The sequence below is a fragment of the Prevotella sp. S7 MS 2 genome, from assembly GCF_000762865.1.
Classification (GTDB): domain Bacteria; phylum Bacteroidota; class Bacteroidia; order Bacteroidales; family Bacteroidaceae; genus Prevotella.
Genome location: NZ_JRPT01000004.1, coordinates 55,585 through 82,551, shown reverse-complemented (window position 1 = coordinate 82,551; position 26,967 = coordinate 55,585). Strand labels below are relative to the sequence as shown.

The 26,967-nt window shown below is 50.2% G+C and carries 31 protein-coding genes; 21 read left to right on the top strand and 10 right to left on the bottom strand.

Annotated elements, in window-relative coordinates; translation table 11 throughout:
* Positions 1–80: 80 nt before the first annotated feature.
* Both HMPREF0671_RS01955 and HMPREF0671_RS01950 read left to right on the top strand, forming a co-directional pair.
* Entirely contained in the window at positions 81–1,211 is a 1,131-nt protein-coding gene (locus tag HMPREF0671_RS01955) for an ATP-binding protein (RefSeq protein ID WP_019036225.1), read from the top strand.
* A gap of 16 nt (positions 1,212–1,227) precedes the next feature.
* A complete protein-coding gene (locus tag HMPREF0671_RS01950) occupies positions 1,228–4,485 on the top strand; it encodes a P-loop NTPase fold protein (protein ID WP_019036224.1) in 3,258 nt (1,085 codons plus the stop codon).
* 137 nt (positions 4,486–4,622) lie between these two features.
* Here the strand turns inward: HMPREF0671_RS01950 and mobC are convergent, their stop codons facing one another.
* The 3 genes from mobC to mobA are packed head-to-tail and all read right to left on the bottom strand — an operon-like array spanning position 4,623 to position 8,326.
* Positions 4,623–6,641 carry a conjugal transfer protein MobC gene (gene mobC / locus HMPREF0671_RS01945; RefSeq protein WP_036896390.1) on the bottom strand — a complete coding sequence of 673 codons (2,019 nt, stop codon included), beginning with the start codon at positions 6,639–6,641 and terminating at the stop codon, positions 4,623–4,625.
* 30 nt (positions 6,642–6,671) lie between these two features.
* Positions 6,672–7,919, bottom strand: a complete 1,248-nt coding sequence (mobB, locus tag HMPREF0671_RS01940; protein WP_036896389.1) for a conjugal transfer protein MobB — start codon at positions 7,917–7,919, stop codon at positions 6,672–6,674.
* Positions 7,898–8,326, bottom strand: coding sequence for a conjugal transfer protein MobA (mobA, locus tag HMPREF0671_RS01935; RefSeq protein ID WP_036896388.1), 429 nt, complete (start codon positions 8,324–8,326; stop codon positions 7,898–7,900). Before mobA ends, mobB begins: the two co-directional genes overlap by 22 nt.
* Positions 8,327–8,748: 422 nt before the next feature.
* Between mobA and HMPREF0671_RS01930 the strand changes: the two genes are divergently transcribed.
* The 19 genes from HMPREF0671_RS01930 (at position 8,749) to HMPREF0671_RS01840 (ending at position 23,732) form a co-directional block, all read left to right on the top strand.
* A complete protein-coding gene (locus HMPREF0671_RS01930) occupies positions 8,749–9,798 on the top strand; it encodes a ParA family protein (RefSeq protein WP_084589704.1) in 1,050 nt (349 codons plus the stop codon).
* A 2-nt stretch (positions 9,799–9,800) separates the two neighbouring features.
* Positions 9,801–10,241: a DUF3408 domain-containing protein gene (locus tag HMPREF0671_RS01925; protein WP_036896387.1), complete on the top strand. Its 441-nt coding sequence runs from the start codon at positions 9,801–9,803 to the stop codon at positions 10,239–10,241.
* 1 nt (position 10,242) lies between these two features.
* Positions 10,243–10,596, top strand: a complete 354-nt coding sequence (locus tag HMPREF0671_RS01920) for a DUF3408 domain-containing protein (RefSeq protein ID WP_036896386.1) — start codon at positions 10,243–10,245, stop codon at positions 10,594–10,596.
* A gap of 16 nt (positions 10,597–10,612) precedes the next feature.
* Positions 10,613–11,341, top strand: coding sequence for a hypothetical protein (locus HMPREF0671_RS01915; RefSeq protein WP_036896385.1), 729 nt, complete (start codon positions 10,613–10,615; stop codon positions 11,339–11,341).
* Positions 11,342–11,543: 202 nt separating this feature from the next.
* Positions 11,544–11,861: a DUF4134 domain-containing protein gene (locus HMPREF0671_RS01910; protein ID WP_005796934.1), complete on the top strand. Its 318-nt coding sequence runs from the start codon at positions 11,544–11,546 to the stop codon at positions 11,859–11,861.
* A gap of 11 nt (positions 11,862–11,872) precedes the next feature.
* On the top strand, positions 11,873–12,205 hold the full coding sequence (locus HMPREF0671_RS01905) for a DUF4133 domain-containing protein (protein WP_036896384.1): 333 nt from the start codon (positions 11,873–11,875) through the stop codon (positions 12,203–12,205).
* Positions 12,202–14,718: a TraG family conjugative transposon ATPase gene (locus HMPREF0671_RS01900; RefSeq protein ID WP_036896383.1), complete on the top strand. Its 2,517-nt coding sequence runs from the start codon at positions 12,202–12,204 to the stop codon at positions 14,716–14,718. Before HMPREF0671_RS01905 ends, HMPREF0671_RS01900 begins: the two co-directional genes overlap by 4 nt.
* Positions 14,719–14,756: 38 nt before the next feature.
* On the top strand, positions 14,757–15,137 hold the full coding sequence (locus HMPREF0671_RS01895; protein WP_036896403.1) for a DUF3876 domain-containing protein: 381 nt from the start codon (positions 14,757–14,759) through the stop codon (positions 15,135–15,137).
* 23 nt (positions 15,138–15,160) lie between these two features.
* A complete protein-coding gene (locus HMPREF0671_RS01890; protein WP_036896380.1) occupies positions 15,161–15,790 on the top strand; it encodes a DUF4141 domain-containing protein in 630 nt (209 codons plus the stop codon).
* A 3-nt stretch (positions 15,791–15,793) separates the two neighbouring features.
* Positions 15,794–16,798 carry a conjugative transposon protein TraJ gene (gene traJ / locus HMPREF0671_RS01885; RefSeq protein ID WP_036896378.1) on the top strand — a complete coding sequence of 335 codons (1,005 nt, stop codon included), beginning with the start codon at positions 15,794–15,796 and terminating at the stop codon, positions 16,796–16,798.
* 32 nt (positions 16,799–16,830) lie between these two features.
* A complete protein-coding gene (traK, locus tag HMPREF0671_RS01880; protein WP_036896375.1) occupies positions 16,831–17,454 on the top strand; it encodes a conjugative transposon protein TraK in 624 nt (207 codons plus the stop codon).
* 39 nt (positions 17,455–17,493) lie between these two features.
* Positions 17,494–17,781, top strand: a complete 288-nt coding sequence (locus tag HMPREF0671_RS01875) for a TraL conjugative transposon family protein (RefSeq protein WP_036896402.1) — start codon at positions 17,494–17,496, stop codon at positions 17,779–17,781.
* A complete protein-coding gene (traM, locus tag HMPREF0671_RS01870; protein WP_036896372.1) occupies positions 17,762–19,120 on the top strand; it encodes a conjugative transposon protein TraM in 1,359 nt (452 codons plus the stop codon). Before HMPREF0671_RS01875 ends, traM begins: the two co-directional genes overlap by 20 nt.
* A gap of 37 nt (positions 19,121–19,157) precedes the next feature.
* Complete coding sequence (gene traN / locus HMPREF0671_RS01865; RefSeq protein WP_036896370.1) at positions 19,158–20,144, top strand: conjugative transposon protein TraN; 987 nt, start codon at positions 19,158–19,160, stop codon at positions 20,142–20,144.
* A 2-nt stretch (positions 20,145–20,146) separates the two neighbouring features.
* Positions 20,147–20,722 carry a conjugal transfer protein TraO gene (locus tag HMPREF0671_RS01860; protein WP_036896369.1) on the top strand — a complete coding sequence of 192 codons (576 nt, stop codon included), beginning with the start codon at positions 20,147–20,149 and terminating at the stop codon, positions 20,720–20,722.
* A gap of 7 nt (positions 20,723–20,729) precedes the next feature.
* A complete protein-coding gene (locus HMPREF0671_RS01855) occupies positions 20,730–21,614 on the top strand; it encodes a toprim domain-containing protein (RefSeq protein WP_036896367.1) in 885 nt (294 codons plus the stop codon).
* Between the two features lie 13 nt (positions 21,615–21,627).
* The gene (locus HMPREF0671_RS01850; protein WP_005790779.1) at positions 21,628–22,125 is read left to right on the top strand and encodes a DUF3872 domain-containing protein; all 498 of its coding nucleotides are present in this window, start codon (positions 21,628–21,630) and stop codon (positions 22,123–22,125) included.
* A gap of 2 nt (positions 22,126–22,127) precedes the next feature.
* Positions 22,128–22,655, top strand: a complete 528-nt coding sequence (locus tag HMPREF0671_RS01845; protein ID WP_036896401.1) for a lysozyme — start codon at positions 22,128–22,130, stop codon at positions 22,653–22,655.
* 93 nt (positions 22,656–22,748) lie between these two features.
* Positions 22,749–23,732 carry a phage exclusion protein Lit family protein gene (locus HMPREF0671_RS01840; protein ID WP_036896365.1) on the top strand — a complete coding sequence of 328 codons (984 nt, stop codon included), beginning with the start codon at positions 22,749–22,751 and terminating at the stop codon, positions 23,730–23,732.
* Between the two features lie 51 nt (positions 23,733–23,783).
* Here the strand turns inward: HMPREF0671_RS01840 and HMPREF0671_RS01835 are convergent, their stop codons facing one another.
* From HMPREF0671_RS01835 to HMPREF0671_RS01810, 7 genes are all read right to left on the bottom strand, one after another.
* Positions 23,784–24,005 (bottom strand): hypothetical protein, encoded by a 222-nt coding sequence (locus HMPREF0671_RS01835; protein ID WP_036896364.1) that lies wholly within the window; start codon positions 24,003–24,005, stop codon positions 23,784–23,786.
* A 119-nt stretch (positions 24,006–24,124) separates the two neighbouring features.
* Complete coding sequence (locus HMPREF0671_RS01830) at positions 24,125–24,433, bottom strand: hypothetical protein (protein ID WP_036896400.1); 309 nt, start codon at positions 24,431–24,433, stop codon at positions 24,125–24,127.
* A 53-nt stretch (positions 24,434–24,486) separates the two neighbouring features.
* Positions 24,487–24,789, bottom strand: a complete 303-nt coding sequence (locus tag HMPREF0671_RS01825; RefSeq protein ID WP_369793912.1) for a hypothetical protein — start codon at positions 24,787–24,789, stop codon at positions 24,487–24,489.
* Positions 24,729–24,959, bottom strand: coding sequence for a DUF3873 domain-containing protein (locus HMPREF0671_RS11885; protein WP_084589703.1), 231 nt, complete (start codon positions 24,957–24,959; stop codon positions 24,729–24,731). Before HMPREF0671_RS11885 ends, HMPREF0671_RS01825 begins: the two co-directional genes overlap by 61 nt.
* Positions 24,960–24,978: 19 nt before the next feature.
* Complete coding sequence (locus tag HMPREF0671_RS01820) at positions 24,979–25,236, bottom strand: hypothetical protein (RefSeq protein ID WP_036896363.1); 258 nt, start codon at positions 25,234–25,236, stop codon at positions 24,979–24,981.
* A gap of 24 nt (positions 25,237–25,260) precedes the next feature.
* Positions 25,261–26,544: a PcfJ domain-containing protein gene (locus HMPREF0671_RS01815; protein ID WP_036896362.1), complete on the bottom strand. Its 1,284-nt coding sequence runs from the start codon at positions 26,542–26,544 to the stop codon at positions 25,261–25,263.
* Positions 26,541–26,957: a PcfK-like family protein gene (locus HMPREF0671_RS01810; protein ID WP_036896357.1), complete on the bottom strand. Its 417-nt coding sequence runs from the start codon at positions 26,955–26,957 to the stop codon at positions 26,541–26,543. Before HMPREF0671_RS01810 ends, HMPREF0671_RS01815 begins: the two co-directional genes overlap by 4 nt.
* Positions 26,958–26,967: the final 10 nt, after the last annotated feature.

The window sequence follows — 26,967 nt, the reverse complement described above, 5'->3', positions numbered from 1 at the left end:
GCCATTTCACAACCTGTTTTTTGTGTAAAATTCGCCAATTAAAAAAAATATGATTATCTTTGCATTATATTTTATAAGGTATGGAAACAGTAAATAGAATACTTCAAGAGAAGATTACAGCACGAATCGCGCCCAATAAAGCAGTACTGATTTTTGGTGCTCGCCGTGTTGGTAAAACGGTAATGATGCGTAAAATTGTGGACAACTATTCAGGTAGGACGATGATGCTCAACGGCGAAGACTACGACACATTAGCACTATTGGAGAATCGCTCAATAGCCAATTATCGGCATTTATTGGATGGTATTGATTTGCTGGCTATTGATGAGGCACAGAACATACCACAAATCGGTAGTATTCTGAAGTTGATAGTTGATGAAATACCGGGAATAAGTGTCTTGGCAAGTGGTTCTTCGTCATTCGATTTACTGAATAAGACTGGTGAACCGTTGGTCGGCCGCAGTACGCAATTTCTCCTTACACCATTCTCGCAACGGGAAATCGCACAGACGGAAACGGCACTTGAAACCCGCCAGAACCTCGAAGCACGCTTGATTTATGGTTCCTATCCCGAAGTAGTAATGATGGAGAACTATGAACGTAAAACAGACTACCTACGTGATATTGTAGGTGCATACCTCCTTAAAGATATCTTAGCAATTGACGGCTTAAAAAATTCGAGCAAGATGCGCGATCTACTGCGATTGATAGCTTTTCAGTTGGGCAGCGAAGTTTCTTACGATGAGTTAGGTAAACAACTCGGCATGAGCAAGACGACAGTTGAAAAATACCTCGACCTATTGGAAAAGGTCTTCGTTATCTATCGTCTGGGGGCTTACTCGCGCAACCTGCGCAAAGAGGTGACGAAAGCCGGGAAGTGGTATTTCTATGATAATGGCATTCGAAATGCGATTATAGGTGCTTTTTCACCATTGGCTATTCGACAGGATGTCGGTGCATTGTGGGAGAACTACATCATAGGAGAGCGTCGTAAAGCGAATTTCAACGAAGGATTGCATAAGGAGTTCTATTTCTGGCGTACTTACGATAAGCAAGAAATTGACTTGATCGAAGAGAGTGCAGACAGCTTGACAGCTTTGGAGTTCAAATGGGGAAATAAGATGCCCAGTGTCCCGAAAGTGTTTCAAGAAGCCTACCCTCATGCTGAATTTCACGTAGTGAACAAGGAGAATTATTTGGAGTTCGTGTAATCAATAAATTACGTATATGGAAAGTAAACTACAATTCCAACAGTCTCAATATCCGCGGTTTATCCAAAATAAACCGTGCGGTATTGATAAATTCGACGGAGGTTCGCAAAAAAGGCTGGCAAAAACTATTGCTCGCCATTTTCGTCAGAACGATTCATTGAATGAAGAATGTTCTTTACCTCGAATTATCGGTATCGAAGGTATTTGGGGGTCTGGAAAATCCAACGTGGTGAAAATGTTGGAAAGCGAATTGTCCGACAACTATTACTTTTTTGAGTATGATGCATGGGGGCATCAAGAAGATTTGCAACGCCGATCTATATTGGAATTGCTTACAAGTAAACTTATTGATGATTGTATCTTATCTGGAGATGCAACAATAAAAGTCAAAGGTGGAGGTTCGAAAACCGTATCGTGGTCTGATAAATTGAAATATTTATTAGCTCGCAAAACGGAAACTGTAACTGAAAAATATCCCCTTATCAGCAATGGTATGGTTGCTGCATTTTTGGTTGCAGTCCTAACTCCGATATTTACATTTATTGCATATGCAGTAAAACCTACACCCACAACGTGGTGGTTTTCTTTATTGTCTATTATCATAGCTGCACTGCCAATTCTTATTGCATTGTGCGTTTGGAAATGGGCATATAGCAAAGATCATAAATATGGATGGAGTTATATGTTAGCTATTTATCAAGATAAAGTCGAAAAGGACGTTTGCTATGAGACTTTGAGCGAAGACGAACCAACGGTTTACGAGTTCAAAACATGGATGCAAGACATTTCTGATTTTATCAAGGAAAAAGGGCTACGTAAATTAGTCCTTGTTTTTGACAACATGGATCGCCTACCAGCTGAAAAGGTGAAGGAATTATGGTCTTCTATCCATACGTTCTTTGCCGATAGCGGTTTTGAAAATGTTTGGGCAGTTATTCCTTTCGATGAAACACATTTGGCTTGTGCATTCGGTGATGAGACCAACGAGCAAACGAAACAACTGACCAAGTATTTTATCAATAAAACTTTCCCTATTGTTTATCGTATTGCTCCTCCTGTTATTACCGACTATCGGAATATCGTAGATAAATTTTTTGTTGAAGCATTTGGTGAAGAAGGGAATGACGAGAGCGAAACAATAAATCGAATATTCAGATTGGTGAATCCCAACGCCAATGTTCGGGAAATTATATCATTTATCAATGAAATGGTTGCTCTTCGTCAAGAATGGAGCAATGAAATTTCGATGATAAACATAGCTTTGTTCTGTCTGAAGAAGGCAGAGATTCTCGCTAATCCGGCAGAACAAATATTGTCTGGCGACTATCTGAATGGCATTCAAACAATAATTAACAATGATCTGCAAACCCAACGCGAAATTGCAGCTTTGGTATATGGTGTTGATGTTGAACATGCGCGACAAATTCCATTGAAGAAATATATCGAAGGTTGCATCAACGGAGAAGACGACCATGATATAAACCAATACGCGAATACCAATAAGCAATTTGACATTGTGTTGGATGAAGTTATAAAGGGAATAGATGATGCGCTTGTCGATAAAATTATACACTGTTTGCATACATTAACTCGAAAGAATGATACTATTTTGCATATATGGCAAAGAATAGCAAAATTGAAGTTAAAGGAGCCTATCGAAAAACAAGCGTTCCCTGTCGAATATCAAGAGTTACTATTGCATTTAGACACGGAAAACCAAAATCATGTGATTGCTCAATTATATAAAAAGGTAGTTCGGTTCAAAGACTTTAATGGCGGCGACTATTTCAAGACATTAAACGAAATCGACCGGTTTATTGAGCAAAATAAGTTGTCGTGCGATTTTGCGTCATTGATTGAAGCAAAAACAGTTGAGTCAAATACGTTTATCGATTATATTAAAGTTGCAAATAAAACACATAAGGCCTATCGAGATGATAATACAACCAAAGCATACGAGTATTATCAAGTAAAAACAAATTCAGAGGTACTCGACACTTATTTGTCAAACTTATTACCCGATAATTTCGACCATGCAGATATTGTAAAAACATTAAAGAGCGATTCTGCCTATACGTTCCCAACACTTCTGCAAACAATCATGAATTGCATAAAAACGAAGGGAGTAAATAAAGACAATTTAGGGGCTATATTTACAACCTATCGTTTATTGGCATCTGACGAAGAAAGACCTTTATCTGTAACGTTAGATCCAACCTACATAAATCAGTTGCATTCTGAATTAAAAACTGATGGTCGAAACATTGAAGAGTCTGGGTATTACGATTTGGTCGCCATGCAACTGGCACATGGTCGCTCCGTTTCCTTAATAGAGGGTGGAGATATAAAATATGTTGCAAAAGTCATGGATTATTACGTGGATCATGGAGATTTATTGATTAAGAGTGTTGGTTGGAATAATTCGTTATTGAATGACACTTTGCAGTATATGGTAAAAAATAAATTGGGGTATAAATTATCACTTATAGATATACTACCTCAGTTTGAAAATATCAAGAATAGGATAAGTGTTACGGAAGATGCATTTATCGAGCATTTAGCCGAATGGGATAGCGATTTGGATGAGCATTTAAGCAAAAACAATATCCAAATTGTAATTCCTCGTGCGTCTTTTTATAGTTTAACCACTAAGATAAGTAATGTCTTGACCGACCATATCAATAAAATAGCAATCGAAGCGTTGTCTGAAGTAAGTTCAGATACGCTATATGCCCAAAAAGCAAACCATGCATCCGATTACTGGCTTGTGGCAACAAACCATTTATTGACTAAAATCAAATCCCTGCCTGATAACCTGACAGAATTTGGTAAAAAGATTCTAATAGATATTGCTTCTGGTACTCAGAATTGGAGTTCTTTGCCTGATTGCTTTAAGAATATAATTGAAAGGCTGGACAAACGAAAAATTAAATCGACTGTTACCGATATAAGAAATGATTTCTGTATCGGTAAAAAGACTATCAATGCAATAAAGTTCCAGTTTTTCGAACCATGGCTTAGAACACATGGTAATTTAAAAAGTCAAGCTGGAGAAGTTATTGACAAAATAGTGAAACCTGTAATTTCCGATGGGGCATGCCGTTCATTGATTCTGCAAAACAAAGATTTTTATATGGATTTAATAAATATAGCAGGGGATGATGCCTATGAATTGAAAAAGAGCCTCAAGAACCTCTCACAAAAAGATTCAGATCCGCAGTTGATTGAATTTGTCAATTCGATAGATTCAGTACCCGAGGTTGAAACCGCGTAAGTATTAGTCTAACAAGTCCGAATTTTACGATTTTACCCCGTCAGAACTGAAGTGCCCCCCCCAAAAAAAATTGTATCCAACTTTTTTGGGGGGCACTTCAAACTTCGATAGGGATAATTTTCAATTTTGGGGACTTGTTAGACAGCCTCATTATCTGGTAGCAGCTTACACAGCACCGGATCGTTTTTGATGCGCTCCAGTTCCTCCTGAACAACCTGCTTCACTTCTTCCTTAATGCGCCGGTAGTTCGCCTGCACCGTCTCTTTCATGCGGTCGTTGCCGTCTTCGTCCGTGAAATCGGTAATGACGGGGATTTTCTTGTAGGCACTTTCCTCCTGCTTCACCTTCTCGGCATCCACCACAATCTCGCAGTGAAAAATCTTCTGCTCGATGCGCTCGTTGAAGTTGTCGGACACCGAACCGACAAACATTCCCTGCGTAAGCCCGGAAATCTTGCTCGGCGGGATGAGCGCGTCCATCTGCGTGTTGATGGAGGTGGACACGTCCTGCCGGTTGATGGAAATGGATTGCCGTTTCTGCAACACCTTTCCGAAACGTTCGGATAGTGTCTTGGCGGTTTCGCCAACCACCTGACCGGAGAAAATGTTGCCGACAGTGTTCATCACCACTTTCGCCTCTTTGTCCCCATAGTCACGAACCAACTGGCTGAAATCCTGAAAGCCCAGACACACGGCAACCTTGTTGCTTCGTGCGGTGGCAATCAAATTGTCAAGCCCCTTGAAGTATATCGTCGGCAGCTCGTCTATAATGACCGACGACTTCAACATCCCCTTCTTATTGATGAGCTTCACGATACGGGAGTTATACAGACCGAGAGCCGCCCCGTAGATGTTCTGACGGTCGGGATTGTTACCCACGCATAGGATTTTCGGCTCTTCGGGATTGTTGATGTCCAACGTAAACTCGCTGTCCGACATCACCCAATAGAGCTGCGGAGAAATCATCCTCGAAAGCGGAATTTTTGCCGACGCTATCTGTCCCATGAGCTGCTCCGCAGCCCCTCCGAGCCAAGCATCCATGAACGGGGAAAGGTAGTTCTCCAACTCCGGGTAAGAGGTCAGTATCGGAAAAATATCCTCATAGCGGCGATTCAAAAATTCGATGGCATGGGGAAACGTGCAATACTTCCCGTTCTGATAGATTTTGAGATACCAGATAATGCTGGCAAACAAAATGATAGGTGACTCCACGAAGAAATCGCCCTGCTTTTGCACCCAAGTTTTATTGAGGTTGAGCATTATCGTGTATGCACTTTCGTAAGCGTCCGTAATATCTTCCATGAAATCCGGATGTATCGGATTGCACCGATGTGAACGTCGCGGGTCGTCGAAGTTGATCACATAGAACTTCGGCTTCACCTTGTAGCCGTCCGGGTGGTTCAGCAGATGGTTATAGGCAATAGTAGATAAGTCACTGAATTTGAAGTCATACACATACATCGAAAATCCCTTTTCAATCTGTTGCTTGATAAAATTGTTGACCACGGCGTAGGATTTTCCGCTGCCCGGCGTACCCAACACGATGGACGCACGGAAGGGATTGACTACATTGATCCAACCGTTGTTCCAACGCTTTTTGTAATAGAAGCGTGTGGGCAGATTGACCGAATACTCGCTTTCGATAAGTCGCGTTTCCTGCATGAAACTCTCGTTCTCGTTGTTGAAAACATCGTCCATCAGATTGTGCTTCAACAGGCGGCTCACCCACAGACCTCCCATCAAAAGGCAGACATAGCCCGTGCCGATGGTAAGGATATACAGCCCCGTGACCGCTTCAATCGGCAGCGACAGAGCCAGTATCCACCAGTTGAGGAAAAACAGCACGAAGCCGGCGACGAGTGCCGTCCAGATTTTACGCCAAGTGATTTTCTCTCCCTTGACACCTTTCGTTCCCAAGCACGACAGCGCAAGCAGCAGGACGGCAAACAGCTTCGTGTACAATATGGAATGGAACAGCCCCGCCGTGCGGTCGAAGTTCATCAGTATTTTGTCCACCACGCCGATGTTCACGCCCCACAGCCGGATGGCTTCGTAGCAGAACCAGTACACGTTCATGACCACTAAAATGATACTCACGGCACGCAGAAAATCCATGATTTTCGCCAATGCCCTCAAATCGTCTTCTTGTTGTGACATACATTGATTTTTTAATTGTTGATACTCCGATTACATACCCAAGCCTTTGCGCTTTTTCTTCTTTTTGCGCTTCATCGCCCGGATGAAAGCCTCTTCCTCGGCATCGGTCGCCGGACCTTCGGGAGTGAGCAAGCCCATACCGCCCGACACGTCTTCACGGTCGTATGCGGTCTGCCCTTGCGTCTTGTCCGAAGCATCCACCGGAATGGAAAGCGGTATCGGTGGCAGTCCGGCGTATGGCAGGGTGAAGTGTTCCTGCAAGGCATTCGCCGAAAGTTCCTTGCCCATGCGCGAGCCGTTCAGCACGCATCTCGTGCGGTGGTCGATGAAGGTGGCCCCGTAGATGCGCCCTTCCTTCGTGTAGCGCAGTACGGTGTCTATGCCCTTCTCTTTGAGTTGGAACACAAATTTGTCCTTGTCATAAGTGCCTTGCAGCACGGAAAGGACGGTGCGTTTCGTCATGTCGGCGAGCTTCCTGTCCTTAATCTCCTGCTTGGAACGGACAAACTTCTTCTGCATGGCTTCATAGCCTGCGGACTTCCCGAAGAGCGAGGACTTGAACGGGTTGCCCACCTTGTCGCCCTTGTCGTCCGTGACGGAATAGACCAACCCGTGATATTCCCGTCCGCGCACGTTACCCCTCGCTTCCTCCACCGTCATATTATATAAGGAAAGGAGTGCACGGTATTCGCCCATCGTCTGGAAACGGTACTGCCCGTTCAGAGCCTTCACGGTGTTGCCCACCTGCTTCTTCACATCGCCTGCTGAAGCGTCCACCTTGCGCAACGGGTTATCCAATCTCGGATTTTTACGTTCAGCCGGATGCAATCCGTACTTCTGTTCCAGTTCCCTGCGGATGCGATCGCTGCGGCGGTAGAGGAAATCCCGGTTGAGCCTTTTCCCGTTCTCGTCCACGTTGATTGTCACGATGTGCAGGTGATGGCGGTTGATGTCCTCGTGCTTGAAGACAAGATAAGGTTGGTTTCCGAAACCGAGCCTTTCCAGATAATCGCGGGCGATATTCTGCAACTCAATATCGGTCAGCACATCTTCCGGGTGCGGGTTGAGCGAGATATGCACCACCGGTTTCTCCACCTTCATCTGCGGTGGCAGGAAGGTGTGGAAGCCCTCCATCGCCTTGCCGATGTCCACCGTTCCCGAACCGTCATTGTAGATGCGGTTGGTGGTGAGCAGCCGTCCCTGCGCCTCGTTAATCTTCTCCCCGTTGTAGGCAATCGCGCCGTACAACGAATTTCCTACACTGATTTTTGCGACCATTTTGCCTCCAATTCTCTCGAAAGTTCCACAATCTGACGGCTCAGTTTCACGAGTTCTACGGTTTGTTGCTCCAGTTTATAGAGCAACGCCATCGCCTTTTTCTCGGAAAAATGCAGCCTCAGTTCCTTCACTACTTGGTTGTAATTCGTTCCCACGGCGCGGAACTGCGCGTGAAAATCCGACAGTTTGGTGTAGTAGTCCACCAGCGTCTTGTCCACCTTCAGCACCTTGAAGGGCTGCCCGAAGAAGTGTGCTTTGAGGAAAACCGACCGTGCATAGACACCCGATTTTCCGAACATGGCGAGGAAACGGTTGTGTTCCTCCTCGTTGAAACGGACGGTGTAGCGATACACCGCCGGATCAAGTTTGGGATTTCTCCCTGCTTTGCTTTTCCTTTTCTCTTTCATATTACTTTGGATTTAGCGGATTGACGGCATAAGCCGCCGCTTCAAGGCACATACACCGCAGGTCTGAAAGGCTTCCCGACTTCGGAGGGAAAGCCCGCCCCCTGCAAGGGCAAGTGCTTTTCGTGGCTGCTCAAAATATTTTGAGCGGCTGAAAAGACATCTTGCTATGTTCAGGTGAACATAAAAATCCGTCAAGGGACGGATTGGGAAGATACCTTTCAGGACTCCGGCTGCGCCACCATCGGCGAACCCTGCTGTCCGGGGGCAAAGTTACGCCCTTAAAGCGGTATCGGACAGATGCTTGACCCGGTCAATGACTGCCAACCGGCGCAACATGCCGCCACTTGCCTGAGAAGTGATACAGGTTCCAAAATATACTTGTTTATTTGCAGCATGATTCAAGAAACGAACGATTTGAAGATATGAGAAAAGGAACACTCAAATACCCGGAAAACCGCTTCGGCGGACACTTGCCGAAACGGATACCCGAACAGTCGGAAACCCGGTTGTCCGACAATTCGGTGACGTATGGATTCAATGACTTCATGACGCAATGTCGTCATTCATCACTTGTCCGCCGCACCGCTTCACCACAGAACCGGATACGCGATGACCCGTCCACGTGCTTGTTCACGGAAACGGATAATGCAGTAATTCAATCCGCATATAAACAGAAAATAAAATCATCAACAATTAAAATAAATGGAACCATGAGTAAAGAAATCTTCGTTGCATTCGCAACACAGAAAGGTGGCATTGGTAAATCCACCGTCACGGCACTTGCCGCCAGCTACCTCCACAACGTGAAAGGTTACAATGTCGCCGTCGTGGACTGCGACGACCCGCAGCACAGCATCCACGGTCTGCGCGAACACGAAATGGGGCTTATCAACAGCAGCACCTACTTCAAGGCTCTCGCCTGCGACCATTTCCGAAAGATAAAGAAGAACGCCTACACTATCGTCAAGAGCAACGCGGTGAACGCCCTCGATGATGCAGAGAGGATGATCGCCACCGAAGATGTGAAACCCGATGTGGTGTTCTTCGACATGCCGGGAACGCTCCGAAGCAACGGTGTGATAAAGACGCTCTCGCAGATGGACTACATCTTCACTCCGCTGAGTGCCGACCGCTTCGTCGTGGAGAGTACCCTGAAATTCGTCACGATGTTCCGCGACAGGCTGATGACCACCGGGCAGGCGAAAACAAAGGGGCTGCATCTGTTCTGGACGATGGTGGACGGCAGGGAGAGGAACGACCTGTACGGCATCTACGAGGAAGTGATAGCCGAGATGGGCTTTCCGGTGCTTTCCACCCGCCTGCCTGACAGCAAGAAGTTCCGCCGTGACCTTTCGGAAGAGCGCAGGAGCGTTTTCCGCTCCACCATCTTCCCGATGGACACGGCACTACTGAAAGGGAGCGGCATCCGTGAGTTTTCCGAAGAGATAAGCGACATCATCAGACCGCAGTGAGCATGGGCAGCAGGAAAGTGAACACGGAAGGTATCGACGAGGAACTGCTGTTAGCCTCCATCGGGCGGCGCACACAGGACGGGAGTCTGTGCCCGGCGCAGGAAGTTCCCGCAGCCGCACCGACCGAAGATGACACCGCCGTACCGGAGCCGCCTCCAGCGCAATCCGTGACACGGGAGAGAGCGCAGAAGGAAGGTGGCCGCCGGAAAAGGCAGGACGAGGACTATAACGAGCTGTTCCTGCGCCGCAACGAGATAAAGACCCGCCAGTGTGTCTATATCAGCCGCGACGTACACGGCAAAATCCTCAAAATCGTGAACGACATTGCCGGAGGGGAAATCTCGGTGGGCGGCTATGTGGATACCGTGCTGCGTCAGCATCTGGAGCAGCACAAGGAGAGAATTAACGAACTGTATAAGAAACAACGAGAAGATTTAATCTGACATGCAAAAGGAAAAGAACCAGAAAAGAAGAGTGCCGCAGCAAGACGGCAAGGGCACGGTTGCCCAAATGCAGACGAGCGTGGAAATCATATCGCTTGCCACGGTAATCTGCAAATGCAGTGAGAAAGACTATGAGCGTCTGTTCATCCGTGAACCCGAAGTAAAGGCGCGTGCCGGAAAGATGGCGTATGTGCGCCCGGAGTACCACGACCGCATCATGCGCATCATCCGCGTAATCGGGCATGACAGGCTCACCCTGTCCGCCTATATCGACCATGTGCTGACACAGCATTTCGACCAGTGCGAGGATGCCATAAGAAGCCTTTACGCCAAGAATTACAATCCGGTATTTTAATCCAAACAGGAAGCGTATGAATGAAACAATAAGCATAACAGACATTCTGTTGGCCGTATCAATCGGCTGCAACCTCTGGTTCCTGTTCCTGCTCCTTTACGAGCGCATCATGGACACACGGCTTGTCCGATTCTTCAGGGGCATCGCCGGATTGTGGCGGTCGCTGGGCGGCACGGAGATAAAACAAAAAACAGTGCAAGAGGAAGTCCCGGCAGAAGAGGCGAACATTATCGGTAAGAGCCTTTTCAGGATGGCATCCACCCGGACAACCGCTGCCATACCGACGCAACAAGCCGCCACTTCGGAAAAAGGCATTGAGCTGTCGGAGGAAGAGGCTACTTTTGACGACGAAAACGCGGAAACCACCTCACGCACGGCACAAGTCCCGGAGGAAAAACTCGATGAAACCTTCACGAGCATACCACCGGAGGAACTGGGATACGGGGAGGACGAGCCGGAAGAGGACGCTCCGGATACGCCACGGGCTTCGGGCAACAGCTTTGACGAGATCGACGACGCCTGCAAGACCGCCAAGAACCCGGACGCGACACAGGCGGAACGTGAAAAGGCGGCAAAGGTGTTCACCGACATGGAAGGCACGGAGCTGTACGAGAAAATGATGGAAGGCTCTTCGGAGATAGGCATCCGCATCAGGGGGCTTATCGAAATCCGGCTGAAAAAGCCTAAAAAGGTGTTCGTCGTGCCGGACAACATCGAGGATTTCGACATCCGCAACTATGTATGACAACTGAAAAAGGAAAGAACATGAAGGAATGACAATCAACCCACGCGGCGAGGAAACGCAAGGCGCATCCAATCCGCAACGGACACACCCAAGTCCGTGGAAACAAACGGGCATCCACTAAAACCAAAGTAAAGTAACAGAGTATCAACCGCCCGACAAAGGACCATCCACCCTTTCGACGGCACAAAAACAAGGACAGTTTATGAACAAGAACATCGTAAGAAACAGAAAAGCAATCCTCTCTGCGGCACTCATCATCGCCGCTACCGCCTCCGCCTTCGCGCAGGGAAACGGCATCGCGGGCATCAACGAAGCCACCTCTATGGTGAGTTCCTATTTCGACCCCGGCACGAAACTGATATACGCCATCGGCGCGGTCGTCGGGCTTATCGGGGGCGTGAAAGTGTACGGTAAATTCTCATCGGGCGACCCCGACACCTCAAAAACAGCGGCAAGCTGGTTCGGCGCGTGCATCTTCCTGATTGTAGCCGCCACCATCCTGCGCTCATTCTTCCTTTAATATAATAATGTATGGCTGAATACCCGATTAACAAGGGTATCGGCCGTCCGGTAGAGTTCAAGGGCTTGAAGGCACAGTACCTCTTCATCTTCTGCGGAGGTCTGCTGGCTCTCTTCGTCCTGTTCGTCATCCTCTACATGGTCGGCATCGACCAGTGGGTATGTATCGGCTTCGGCGCGGCATCGTCCTCCCTCCTTGTGTGGCAGACCTTCGCGCTGAACGCCCGGTACGGCGAACTCGGGCTGATGAAATTAGGAGCGGCACGGAGCCATCCCCGATACCTTATCAACCGGCGGCGGATAACCCGATTGTTCAAACTACAACGAAAGGAAGAAACAACATGAGGAATACATCGAAAATGACAACACTGGAAAACAAGTTTCCCCTGCTTGCGGTGGAGCATGGCTGCATCATCTCAAAGGACGCCGACATCACGGTGGCTTTCGAGGTGGAGCTGCCGGAGCTTTACACCGTGACGGGCGCGGAGTACGAGGCTATCCACGGCTGTTGGTGCAAGGCAATCAAGGTGCTGCCGGACTACTCCGTCGTCCATAAGCAGGACTGGTTCATCAAGGAACGCTACAAGCCGGAATTGCACAAGGACGACATGAGCTTCCTATCACGGAGCTTCGAGCGACACTTCAACGAGCGTCCGTACCTGAAACACACCTGCTACCTCTACTTGACCAAGACGACAAAGGAGCGTAACCGGATGCAGAGCAACTTCAGCACGCTGTGTCGTGGGCATATCATCCCGAAGGAACTGGACAAGGAAACCTCGACAAAGTTCTTGGAAGCCTGCGAACAGTTCGAGCGCATCATGAACGACAGCGGGCTTGTCAGGCTGCGCCGCCTCTCCACCGACGAGATTGTGGGAACGGAGGGAAAGACGGGGCTGATAGAACGCTACTTCTCGCTCATGCCGGAGGGTGACACCACCTTGCAGGACATCGAGCTTTCGGCAAGGGAGATGCGCATCGGCGACAACCGCCTGTGCCTGCACACCCTCTCCGATGCGGAAGACCTGCCGGGCAAGGTGGCTACCGACACCCGTTACGAGAAACTCTCCACCGACCGGAGCGACTGCCGGCTGTCATTCGCTTCCCCCGTGGGGTTGCTGCTCTCCTGCAACCATATCTACAACCAGTATGTGCTGATAGACAACAGCGAGGAAACCTTGCAGAAGTTCGAGAAGTCCGCCCGCAATATGCAGTCGCTCTCACGCTATTCAAGGAGCAACAGCATCAACCGCGAGTGGATAGACCAGTACCTGAACGAAGCCCATTCTTACGGGCTGACCTCGGTACGGGCGCACTTCAACGTCATGGCGTGGAGCGACGACGCGGAGGAGCTGAAGCACATAAGGAACGACGTGGGCAGCCAGCTGGCGAGAATGGAGTGCGTGCCGCGCCACAACACCATAGACTGCCCGACACTCTACTGGGCGGCGATACCCGGCAACGCGGCGGACTTCCCGGCGGAAGAGAGTTTCCACACCTTCATCGAACAGGCGGTGTGCCTGTTCACGGAGGAAACCAACTACCGCTCTTCGCTATCGCCCTTCGGCATCAAGATGGTGGACAGGCTCACGGGTAAACCGCTGCACCTCGACATCAGCGACCTGCCCATGAAAAAGGGCATCACCACGAACCGCAACAAGTTCGTGCTGGGTCCTTCGGGCAGCGGCAAGTCGTTCTTCATGAACCACCTCGTGCGCCAATACTACGAACAGGGTACGCACGTCGTGCTGGTGGACACGGGAAACTCCTATCAGGGCTTGTGCGGCATGATCCGGCGCAAGACGGGCGGAGCGGACGGCGTGTACTTTACCTACACGGAAGAGAAGCCCATATCGTTCAACCCGTTCTACACCGATGATTACATCTTCGATGTGGAGAAGAAGGACAGCATCAAGACCCTGCTGCTGACGCTCTGGAAATCGGAGGACGACAAGGTGACGAAGACGGAGAGCGGCGAGCTGGGCAGTGCCGTGAGTGCCTACATCGAGCGTATCAAGGCTGACCGGAGCATCGTGCCGTCGTTCAACACCTTCTACGAGTATATGCGTGACGACTACCGCCGGGAGCTGGCTGAGCGTGACATCAAGGTGGAGAAGTCAGACTTCAACATCGACAACATGCTCACCACCATGCGGCAGTATTACCGGGGCGGGCGTTACGACTTCCTGCTCAACTCCACGGAGAACATCGACCTGCTGAACAAGCGGTTCATCGTCTTCGAAATTGACTCGATTAAGGAAAACCGCGAACTGTTCCCGGTCGTGACCATCATCATCATGGAGGCTTTCATCAACAAGATGCGACGGCTCAAAGGTGTGAGAAAACAACTGATAGTGGAAGAGGCTTGGAAGGCTCTCTCTTCGGCGAACATGGCTGAATATCTGCGCTATATGTACAAGACGGTCAGAAAATATTACGGTGAGGCAATCGTGGTGACGCAGGAGGTGGACGACATCATTTCCTCTCCCGTGGTCAAGGAGAGCATCATCAATAACTCCGACTGCAAGATACTTCTCGACCAGCGCAAGTACATGAACAAGTTTGACCAGATACAGGCGTTGCTCGGACTGACGGAAAAGGAGAAGGGGCAGATACTCTCCATCAACATGGCGAACAACCCTTCACGGCTCTACAAGGAGGTGTGGATAGGCTTGGGCGGCACACAGTCGGCGGTATATGCCACGGAGGTCAGTGCCGAAGAGTATCTGGCATACACCACCGAGGAAACGGAGAAAGTGGAGGTTTACCGTCTGGCGGAGAAGCTGGGCGGCGACATCGAAGCCGCCATCCGGCAACTTGCCGAAAGGCGGAGAAACAAGGAAACAACCGACAATTAAAACAGAATTTAATCATCAACGAAAAAAGAAAAATGCGTATGAGTTTATCAAAAGTGAAAATGCTGCAAGTCAGCAAGTGCCTGATTGGATTGGCGGTCATGATGCTGCAATCCTGCGACGTGGCCGACAACCGCCGCGATATGTTGTGCGGGAACTGGGAGAGCGTGGAGGGGAAACCGGACGTGCTTATCTACAAGGAGGGCGAAGCCTACAAGGTGACGGTGTTCCGCCGTAGCGGTCTGCGCCGCAAGCTGAAACCGGAAACCTATCTCTTGCAGGAGGAGAACGGCAACCTGTTCATGAACACCGGCTTCCGCATCGACGTGTCCTACAACGAGGCCACGGACGTACTGACCTTCTCACCAAACGGCGACTATGTGCGGGTGAAGCCGCAGCCGGAGAACCCGACAGAAGAATAACAACCGCTAAAATCCAAAGTAACATGAGAACAAGAGTAACAATGATTGTCTGCCTGTGCCTGCTTCTCGCGGGCAGGGCAAGCGCACAGTGGGCGGTGATAGACCCGTCCAACATAGCGCAGAGCATCGTGAACACCTCCAAGAACGTGGTGCATACCTCGACCACCGCCCAGAACATGGTGAAGAATTTTCAGGAAACCGTGAAAATCTACGAGCAGGGGAAGAAGTATTACGACGCGCTGAAATCAGTGAACAACCTTGTCCGGGATGCCCGCAAGGTGCAGCAGACCATTCTGATGGTGGGCGACATCACCGACATCTATGTGACCAACTTCCAACGGATGATGCGTGACGACAACTTCACCGTGGAGGAACTGGGATCCATCGCCTTCGGCTACACGAAGCTTCTGGAAGAGAGCAACGATGTACTGACCGAACTGAAAAACGTGGTGAACATCACCACGCTCTCCATGACCGACAAGGAGCGCATGGACGTGGTGGAACGCTGCCATTCCAAGATGAAGCGTTACCGCAACCTCGTGAGCTACTACACCAACAAGAACATATCGGTGTCCTATCTCCGCGCTAAAAAGAAGAACGACCTCGATCGCATCATGGGGCTGTACGGGAACATGAACGAAAGATACTGGTAGCCTATGGAGTTTGACAACCTTCACCAGATATTACGCTCGCTCTACGAGCAGATGATGCCGCTGTGCGAGGACATGGCGGGCGTGGCGAAAGGCATCGCCGGGCTGGGCGCGTTGTTCTACGTCGCCTACCGGGTATGGCAGTCGCTGGCGAGAGCCGAACCGATAGACGTGTTCCCGATGCTCCGCCCCTTCGCCATCGGTCTTTGCATCATGTTCTTCCCCACGGTGGTGCTGGGTACGATAAACAGCATTCTTTCGCCCGTCGTGCAAGGCACGGCGAAGATGCTGGAGGCGGAAACGCTCGACATGAACACCTACCGCCAGCAGAAGGACAAATTGGAATACGAGGCGATGATGCGCAACCCCGAAACCGCCTACCTCGTGTCCAACGAGGAGTTTGACAAGCAGCTGGAGGAACTCGGCTGGGCGCCCTCCGACATGGTGACGATGGCGAGGATGTATATCGACCGGGGGATGTACAACATGAAGAAGGGCATCCGCGACTTCTTCCGCGAAATACTGGAACTGCTGTTCCAAGCCGCCGCCCTCGTGATAGACACCGTCCGCACCTTCTTCCTCGTGGTGCTGGCGATACTCGGTCCGATAGCCTTTGCCATATCGGTGTGGGACGGCTTCCAAAGCACGCTCACGCAGTGGATATGCCGCTACATACAGGTCTATCTGTGGCTGCCGGTGTCGGACATGTTCAGCACCATACTGGCGAAGATACAGGTGCTGATGTTGCAAAGCGACATCGAGCGTATGCAGGCTGACCCGAACTTCTCGCTGGATTCGAGCGACGGGGTGTATATCGTGTTCCTCTGCATCGGCATCATCGGCTACTTCACCATCCCCACCGTGGCGGGCTGGATTATCCAAGCCGGAGGCATGGGCAGCTACAACCGCAACATGAACCAGATGGCGGGACGAGCCGGAGGAATGGCGGGCGGAGTTGCAGGAGCGACCGCAGGGAACGCCGTCGGACGCATCGGCAAGCTGCTGAAATAACCAATGTGAAATCATAAAACGGAAAAAGAAAAATGGAATTCAAGTCACTCAGAAACATCGAATCGTCCTTCAGGCAGATACGCCTGTTCGGTATCGTCTTCCTCTCGCTGTGCGCCGTGGTGACGGTGTGGAGCGTGTGGAGTTCCTACCGTTTCGCTGAGAAGCAACGGGAGAAAATCTATGTGCTGGACAACGGCAAGAGCCTGATGCTCGCCTTGTCGCAGGACCTGTCGCAGAACCGCCCGGCGGAGGCACGGGAGCATGTGCGCCGCTTCCACGAACTGTTCTTCACGCTGTCGCCCGAAAAGAGCGCGATTGAACACAACGTGAAACGTGCCCTGCTGCTGGCGGACAAGAGCGTGTACCACTATTATTCGGACTTCGCCGAGAAAGGGTACTACAACCGCATCATCGCCGGGAACATCAACCAAGTGCTGAAGGTGGACAGCGTGGTGTGCGACTTCAACGCCTATCCCTACCGCGCCGTGACCTACGCCACGCAGAAAATCATCCGGCAGAGCAACGTCACCGAGCGCAGCCTCGTGACCACCTGCCGCCTGCTGAACGCATCACGGTCGGACGACAATCCGGGCGGCTTCATCATCGAGGGGTTCACCATCATCGAGAACAAGGATTTACAGACAATCAAACGGTAACGGATTATGAAACGGAAAGTAAAAAGTATCAGAAAAACAATGTGGGGCGTGTACTGGAAGCTCCACGACAAACGGAAACGGCTGGTGGCAAGGCTCAAAGGCTACTTGGACGGCTTGCCGCCGGAAACACGCCGCCGCATCGTGCTGGGGATGCTCGCCGCCTTCGCGGTGCTTGCCCTCTACACTTTCGGCAAAGCCGTCTATGACATCGGCAGGAATGACGGCTCACGCATGGAAACGGGACACGCCGGACGGGTGGAACTGCCGACCCCGGCGGAAACAGACAATCACTTAACACCTTATTTATATGGAACAGAAGAAGAATGAACCAAAGAATGAACCGACGAAAGAGAACAAAGCCGCTCCCGACACGGGAAAGCCGAAAAAGGAGCGCGAACCGCTGACCGAGGCGCAGCGGCTGAAACGGCAGAAGATGATTGTGCTGCCCGCTATGGTGCTGGTGTTCATCGGGGCGATGTGGCTGATATTCGCTCCGTCCTCCGGCAAGGAACAGCCGCCGGGAACAGACGGCTACAACACCGAGATGCCCGACGCGGACAAGGCGAACAAGCAGATTATCGGCGACAAGCTGAAAGCCTACGAGCATGGGGAGATGGAAGAGCGGTTAGAAAACCGCAACCGTGCCATCGGGCAGTTGGGCGACATGTTCGACCGCGAGATAGCGGGAACGGAGGACGGGACGGACTTCGACCTCGCCAATCCGGGCGGCAAGGTGGAAAAGGCACAGCCCGCTACGCCGCAGACCATCCAATCCTCCGCTGCCGCCTACCGTGACCTGAACGCCACTCTCGGAAACTTCTACGAACAGCCGAAGAATGACAATGCCGAGATGGACGAGCTGTTGGAGCGCATCGCATCGCTGGAGTCGGAACTGGAAAGCGAGAAGGGCAAGGCTTCCGCCGTGGATGACCAAGTGGCTCTTATGGAGAAATCCTACGAGCTGGCGGCAAAGTACATGGGCGGTCAGAACGGTGGGAAGCCAGAGCAGGCGGCAGAGCCGCCCACTGTGCAGAAAGGAAAGAAGAACACGGCGACACCCGTAAGGCAGGTGACCCGCCAAGTTGTTTCCTCGCTTGCACAGCCCATGAGCAACGCGGAGTTTGTCGCCGCCTTCTCACAGGAACGCAACCGGGGTTTCAACACGGCTGTCGGCACGGCGGAGGTATCGGACAGGAACACCATCCCGGCGTGTGTGCATGGTGCGCAGAGCGTGACGGACGGGCAAACGGTAAGGCTCCGCCTGCTGGAGCCTATGGCGGTGGCAGGCAGGACAATCCCTCGCAATGCTGTGGTGGTCGGCACGGGCAAGATACAGGGTGAGCGGCTCGACATCGGGATCACCTCGCTGGAATACGACGGCACGATTATCCCCGTGGAGCTTGCGGTATATGACACGGACGGACAGCCCGGCATCTTCATCCCGAACTCGATGGAGATGAACGCCGTCAGGGAGGTCGCCGCCAACATGGGCGGCTCGTTGGGGAGCAGCATCAACATCTCCACCAATGCCGGGGCGCAGCTCGCCTCCGACTTGGGCAAGGGGCTGATACAAGGCACGAGCCAGTACATCGCCAAGAAGATGCGCACCGTCAAAGTGCATCTGAAAGCCGGGTACAGGGTCATGCTTTACCAAGAAAAAGATTAAAATCAGAAAAAACATTTACCACTAAAATCCAAAAGTAATGAGAAAAGTAATCATCATGTTTGCCCTCGCTATGGGCATCGCAACTGCCAACGCGCAGGAGAATGTAACCGTTGAAACGACCAACGGGAGTGAACAACCGACCTTGACGAAGGAGGTCTATCCGCAGAAGGCGGCGGACGGCGACCTGTATCACGGGCTGTCACGCAAGCTGACCTTCGACCGCATGATACCGCCGCACGGTCTGGAAGTGACCTACGACAAGACCGTCCACGTCATTTTTCCGGCGGAGGTGCGCTATGTGGATTTAGGCTCGCCCGACTTGATTGCCGGGAAAGCCGACGGAGCGGAGAACGTCATCCGCGTGAAGGCTACCGTGAGAAATTTTCCCAACGAAACGAATATGTCCGTCATCACGGAGGACGGCAGTTTCTACACCTTCAACGTGAAGTACGCCGCCGAACCTCTGTTGCTCAACGTGGAAATGTGCGACTTCATCCATGACGGCAGCACGGTGAACCGCCCGAACAACGCGCAGGAAATCTATCTGAAAGAGCTGGGCAGCGAAAGCCCGATGCTGGTGCGCCTTATCATGAAGTCAATTTACAAGCAGAACAAGCGCGAGGTGAAGCATATCGGCTGCAAGCGTTTCGGCATCCAATATCTTCTGAAAGGCATCTACACGCACAACGGCTTGCTTTATTTCCACACGGAGATAAAGAACCAGAGCAACGTGCCTTTCGATGTGGACTACATCACTTGGAAAATCGTGGACAAGAAGGTGGCGAAGCGTACCGCCGTGCAGGAGCAGATCATCCTGCCGCTCCGTGCGCAGAACTACGCCACCCTCGTGCCGGGCAAAAAGAGTGAGCGCACGGTCTTCACGATGGCGAAGTTCACCATCCCCGACGACAAGTGCCTCGTGGTGGAGCTGAACGAGAAGAACGGCGGCCGTCACCAGTCCTTCGTGATTGAGAACGAGGATTTGGTACGCGCCAATACCATCAACGAACTTCAAGTGCGCTGACCATGAGAAAGTACATCGCAATAATCATCGCGTCGCTTGCCCTTTTTACAGGGCAGGCGCACGCCCAGCGATGCCTGCCTAAGATGCAGGGCATCGAGGTGAGGGCGAATATGGCGGACGGCTTCAATCCCGGTGGCAAGGACGGCGGGTACAGTTTTGGTGCGGCACTCTCCACTTACACGAAGAGGGGGAACAAGTGGGTGTTCGGTGGCGAATACCTCCTGAAGAACAACCCCTACAAGGACACCAAGATACCAGTGGCGCAGTTCACGGCGGAGGGCGGCTATTACTTCAAGATACTGTCGGACGCCCGAAAAATCGTGTTCGTCTATGCCGGGGCTTCGGCTCTCGCCGGATATGAGTCGGTGAATTGGGGAAAGAAGGTGCTGTATGACGGCTCCACGCTGCACGACCGGGATGCCTTCATCTACGGCGGTGCGCTGACGCTCGATGTGGAGTGTTACGTGGCAGACCGTATCGCCCTGCTTGCCAACCTGCGTGAGCGTTGCCTTTGGGGTGGCGACACACGGAAGTTTCACACGCAGTTCGGGGTCGGCATCAAGTTCATCATCAACTGACACGGGTATGGAACGGGCGGAAATAGATGCAGTCAGACGGATACCGCTTGCGGATTTTCTCGCACGACTGGGGCATGAGCCTGTCAGAAAGAGCGGTAACGAGCTGTGGTATATCGCCCCGTACAGAGGCGAGCGCACACCCTCTTTCCGTGTGAACGTGGCGAAACAGCTCTGGTACGACTTCGGTTTGGGCAAGGGCGGCGACATCTTCACGCTTGCCGGGGAGTTTCTGCAAAGCGGTGACTTTAGGACGCAGGCGAAGTTCATAGCGGAAGCCGCCAATATGACGGTTGCCGGATGGGAAAAGCCGACCTATCTCCCGAAGCCTGTCGAGCCTGTCTTTGAGGATGTGGAGGTCGCTCCGCTGCTCCGCTCACCGCTGACGGAGTATCTGTCAGAACGGGGCATTCCTTACGCTATCGCATCCCGCCACTGTTATCGTCTGAACTACGGCGTTCGTGGGAAACGGTATTTTGCCGTCGGTTTCCCGAACATGGCAGGAGGTTATGAAGTCAGAAGCCGATTTTTCAAGGGGTGCATACCTCCGAAGTCTGTATCACTGGTAAAGGCGAATGACATCTTGGCTGACGAGTGCCTCGTGTTCGAGGGCTTCATGGACTTTCTCTCCGCCGTGACGCTTGGTGTAACCGGTAACGCTGACTGCCTTGTGCTGAACTCCGTCGCCAACGTGGAGAAGGCGGCGGGATTGCTGGACGGCTACGGGCGCATCGGATGCTTCCTCGACTGTGACGAAGCCGGACGGCGGACGCTTGACGCTCTTGCCAAACGGTATGGGGCGCGTGTCGCCGACCGTTCCTCCCTCTATGACGGTTGCAAGGACTTGAACGAGTACCTGCAACAGACAACGAAAAACAGAAAAACAACCATCTAAAAATCGAAGAAAAATGAACATACTGAACAACAGAAACAAGAGAACAAACATCTTCAAGGCGGTGGCGTTATGCCTGATAGCCGCCGTGTCATTCACCCTCGTATCGTGCGACGACGACATGGACATCCAGCAGTCCTATCCCTTCACGGTGGAGGTCATGCCCGTGCCGAACAAGGTGACGAAGGGGCAGACGGTGGAAATCCGCTGTGAGCTGAAAAAAGAGGGCGACTTCGCTAACACGCTTTACACCATCCGCTATTTTCAGTTTGAGGGAGAAGGAAAGTTGAAAATGGATAACGGCATCACCTTCCTGCCCAACGACCGCTACCTGCTGGAGAACGGGAAGTTCCGCCTGTACTACACGGCGGAGGGCGACGAGGCTCATAATTTCATCGTGGTGGTGGAGGACAATTTCAAAAATTCCTACGAATTAGAATTTGACTTCAACAACCGGAACGTGAAAGATGACGGCTTTACCGCCATTCCCATCGGAGGTTTCAAACGTGTATGAAGATGATGCGTGTATTCATGATAATGCTCTGTTCGCTTCTGGCGGTCTGTTCTGTGTCCGCACAGATCAGCCGCCAAGAGGGAGCGGACGGGCAGGCGGCAATCTACCGTCTGCCACTTTTCGAGAGGGCGGTGCGCTGCACGAAATATTTTGAAGGCTGGCACTCGGAGAAACACCACCCATACGTGGGTTGGGGGCACAAAATTTTGCCGGGCGAAAGGTATTCGGCACGAACCATGACGAAACGGCAGGCGGATGAACTTTTGAGGAAAGACCTGCGCAAATTTGTCGCCATGTTCCGTAAATTCGGAGTTGATTCGACTTTGCTTGGCACGTTAGCTTACAATGTGGGACCGGCGAAGCTCTTAGGCAGCAAGACAATCCCCAAAAGCACCTTAATCAAGAAGCTGGAAACTGGCGACAGGAACATCTACCGTGAGTATATAGCCTTCTGCAACTACAAAGGGAAACGCCACGCCATGTTGCTCAAACGGAGAAAGGCGGAGTTTGCACTGCTGTATATCCCGTGATATGACTAAAAATCCTTGCGGTAAACAATATCGCAAGGATTTTTAGCGTCTAATACAAATTAACATACTACCTTTGCGAATAAGATTTGTAAAATGAAAGAAGCAAAAGAAATATACTATTTGCCTGTTGAACAGCTATCTGATGATGCTATTCAATGTATCGAAGAAGTTTTTGAACTGTTAGATGCGATAAAAGACGATTGTAATATCAATAACTTTTCTCGTCGATTTACATTCATAAGGGAAGGAAAAGCTATTAGCGATGTTGCGGAAATAAAAAAAGATAGCAATGGATTAAATCATATCTATATCAACGAAAACTTTTGTCAGTATTTATGGTCTGTATGTATTTATCTTAATGCCTATTTTGAGAATGTAATACATATTCCAATAATGGACGCTGTTGGCATAAACAAATATGGTTATAAACCCAATATGGTTGATGTAGAGTATGCTAATGATTGCTTTTTTAGAGGACGGCAATTACTGCATAACTTCAATAGGGATGCCTATTGGGTAACGCCCAACATCTGTAATCCTCAGCAATTTGAAAATATTATAAGTCACACAAATTGTGTATATTGTGCTTCGATAGCATTTATATATGCCCACGAATTTTCACATAATTATTTAGGTCATACACAAATACAACAGACGTTTTCCCATACTATAGATGATGAAATTGCCGCAGATGATACGGCAATCAGTTTTATTCAGACTGAATATGACTCTGCATGGGGAAATACATATAAGGCAGGTGTCGCAACTGTATTAGCAGCCCTTTTATTGATGGGCGAAGATTCTATTTCTGGTAGTGGAACTCATCCAGATATGGATGTCCGAATAGAAAATTTAGTTACTAAACTGGAATTACATGAAATGGATCCACTTTGGGGCTACTTAGGTGTTGCATTAAGATTATGGTTATTGGTTTTTGGTGGTTTATCCATCGAAGAGGATATGCAACAGTCCGGTTTTGGTTCATATAAGGAGATTTATTTATTTTATATGGAAAAGTTGAAAACCGTTAGACAACAACGTTATCCCAAAATTGTAAAACCTGATTGGGATATATAGTTAAATTAAAAAATCCGATGAAGCAGCCAACTTCATCGGATTTTCCGTTTTTCATACATTTGGGATTATACCCGTGTCTATCACGTCACCATCCCTGCAAAGTTCGATGCTGCCGGGTGTAAATCCCATGCTCCCGATTGCGATGTGACGGATATAGTCCGCATACTCCTTTCCTTGAAAATTCTTTCCCGTAAGGTTTCTGAAAATCATCTTTATGCTGATGCCGTCGTTGCCGTGCAAGATGATTTTTCCGTTCTGTCTGATTGTTTCCATGATTAAAACTTGTTTTTTGTGAATGGTATCGCAGATTGGACAAAGGTTTCTTTGCTACTTTCTTTGTCCGCCATCATGCTCACTGAAAGAAAGTAGGGCGGCTTTCGCCGCCCCGCCACTCAAAAGCGTGTGTAAAGTCCTGTCACCATCGTGAACATTTCTTCCAGCATATCAAAATAAACTCCCTCGTGTACGGCAATGTCCTTTTCCTTGCACTCGAACGTCTTTTTGCTGAATGTCTTGCGGTAGAAGCGCATATTGTAGAGGTCTGCCCCTGCATCATAGATGATGTCAAGGCGGTTTGCGCTTGTCTTGTTCCTTGCAAGGCTCATCCGTAAGCCGTTGCCCATATCAATGAAATCCCTGCTGCCCGTCATGGCGGTAAAGCGTTTTCCGCCTATCTGCTGTAATATCGTCTTTGCTATCATATCCTTTGTTTTTAAGGTTTTAAGTGTTGGCGGTGCGGACACCGCCAACTTGTTCAAAATTCTCGCATCTCGGCAATGGGTGTCTGCCGTTGCAGCCACTCTTTCACACATTCCATGTTGTACTCGCTTGTGATGACTGCCGTATGGCTGTCGGTGGCGGTGAAACGTGTGCTTTCGTAATCATCTATCCACCCTTTGAGGGTGTTCGTTCCCCACGCTTCGGCATCGTCAAAGATACCGTCCAATGCCGTGATAGGTTCGCTGAACTTGACTATCAGCGTCTGATAGGTCGTGTTCATCGGTTGTCCTCCTTTCCCTGCTTTGCGTTCAGCCACTTGTTCCTTGCGGTTCGGCACTCGTCCAATGTGGGTTTGACACAAGCGAACAATTCTCCGTCAGTGTGACGGTAGTCATACTGCACAAGTGTCCGCCTGCGTCTGCCGATACCCGATTGGAAACGCTCGTATTTCTCCGTACCTGCTTCCGTGCAGGTGCTTACTCCGTTGATGGTCATTCGTGTTGCCATAATGTTGCTTTTTAGATGGTTAAAAATGTACTGACAGAACTCTGTTCTTCATCACCATTTCGGGATTGCTCGTGTAGCGTTGATGCAGATAGAAATGGTGTGAGCCGAAGCCGTAAAAGAAAAACTTGTCAAGTTCGTGCTTCTCGGCAAACGCCTTTACGCTCTTTCTCAATTCCCCCTCACTCGTTGTGAGAGTGAGGAGGTTTACAAATTCAAGGAACAAGGTGGGGATTTTATCGTCCCACACGCAAATCATACTTTCAATTCTTACTTCCATATCAATGTTGTTTTAGGGTTGATGCTATGCCGCTTTCATCCGCTCACGGATAAGATTGGCGTTCTTGTTCACAAGGTCTATGATGCGCTCGTGGTATTCGGTGTTCTCGTTGCATAAGCCACGACACTGCACCACCTCAAAGGTTTTCAAGGACACTTCCACCGTTTCTATGCGTCTGCCGTCAATGGTCGCTGAAAGGATAAGGGAGTTTTCCCGATTGTGGTAGCCACCCACGCAATGGTGCATCATCCGTCCTTCCTCAACCATTTCCTCCACGCTCTCTATGACCTTGACGCAGATAAGGCTGTCGGAAAAGACAAGTCCGAAGAATATGCCTTTGGCTTTCAGATATTGCTTTTCGTCCTCAACCGCTTTCTGCCGTTGCTGTTCAGTCAGTTCACGTTCCCTTTGGCGGTTGCGTCTTGCCACCAACCTGTCGTGTTCGGCTTTGAGGTCTTGGGGGCATACGTACTTCGGGCTGTTCGTGTCCTTGCCGAAGTGTCGCAGGAGGTCTATCGTGTCACGCCACATAGAGCCGTCAGCGATGGTGTAGCCGTTGCGGATACATATCTTGATTGACGCCCAATACTCCCCGATATTGAAAGAGTGGTGCAGGTAGTAGCGCAACATCTGATATTGCCCAGCCTTCAACAGCGTTTCCGCACGGCTGTCTGAAAGAATGCCTTTGAAAAGGTCGTAAGGCAGAATGTTGTGATATTCGCCCTTGAAGCCGTTTCGCTTCACTTCGGGTATGAAACGCTGTCGGGGGTAGGTGCATCTTGGAGTGATGTCGTATGCCCGAATTTCTTGGTTCTTGCGCACCTCCATGTCGCTGTATTCCGACCATTGGTCATAGTAGATAAATGACATACCACGCAGTCGGGCAACGGTCGTTGTCCTGCCATCGGGAGCAATCCACCTCTGCACCACTTCAAAGATGGAATACTCTGCTGGCTTTCCTGCCTTGTATCGGGACTTGACGGAGAAGAAGCGTATTACTTGGTACTGCTTGCAGGTGGTGACAATGGAAAAATACTCCATATCTCTGAAAACGCTCTTTCGGGTGCGCAACGCTTCCAACTCCATACCGCAACGGGGACAGGTGCATCCGCAAACGGTGTCTGCAAGGTCGTGGTCGCTTTTCCACGAATGTCCGCACTCGGTGCAGATGTTCGTGCCGTTTGCCCTCTTGACTGCGTAATGCTTGAAGCAATGGCGGAAAGCGTATGCCCTTTGTTCTTCGGTCAATCCCGGTAGTCGCTTGCTCAAACGTGCGACTTCCTGCTGTATGCGTGTTCTCGGTTTCATAAGCCTAAATCAAATAATGAGGGTTGTGATTGAGTTTCTTTTCTCGCTGACGGTCTGTGACGGTTCTGCAACTTGCGGAGTTCTTCCTCTTGGTATCTGCGGACAGCGTTCTGACGTGCCTCCGCCTTTTCCTCTGCCGTGAGTTCCACAACGTGGTTCACTACCACTTGGCAGTTCATCGGCTTGCCTACCTCTATCTCGTTCTCGTCATAGTAGTGTACGGCTTGCCCGAATATCTCTCCGTCCGTGAAGCCGTTGCAACCGCTTTTCTTCACGTAGTTCAGAATATAGGTCACGCACTCGTCTATGTTCTTGACAGGGTTGCGGTAGTTCTTCGCAAAGAGCGCATCCTCTTCCGCACGCTGTTCCAGATACATCTGTATCGTTCTCTTGAAATGGTCTGTTCCTTTCATATCGCTGTCG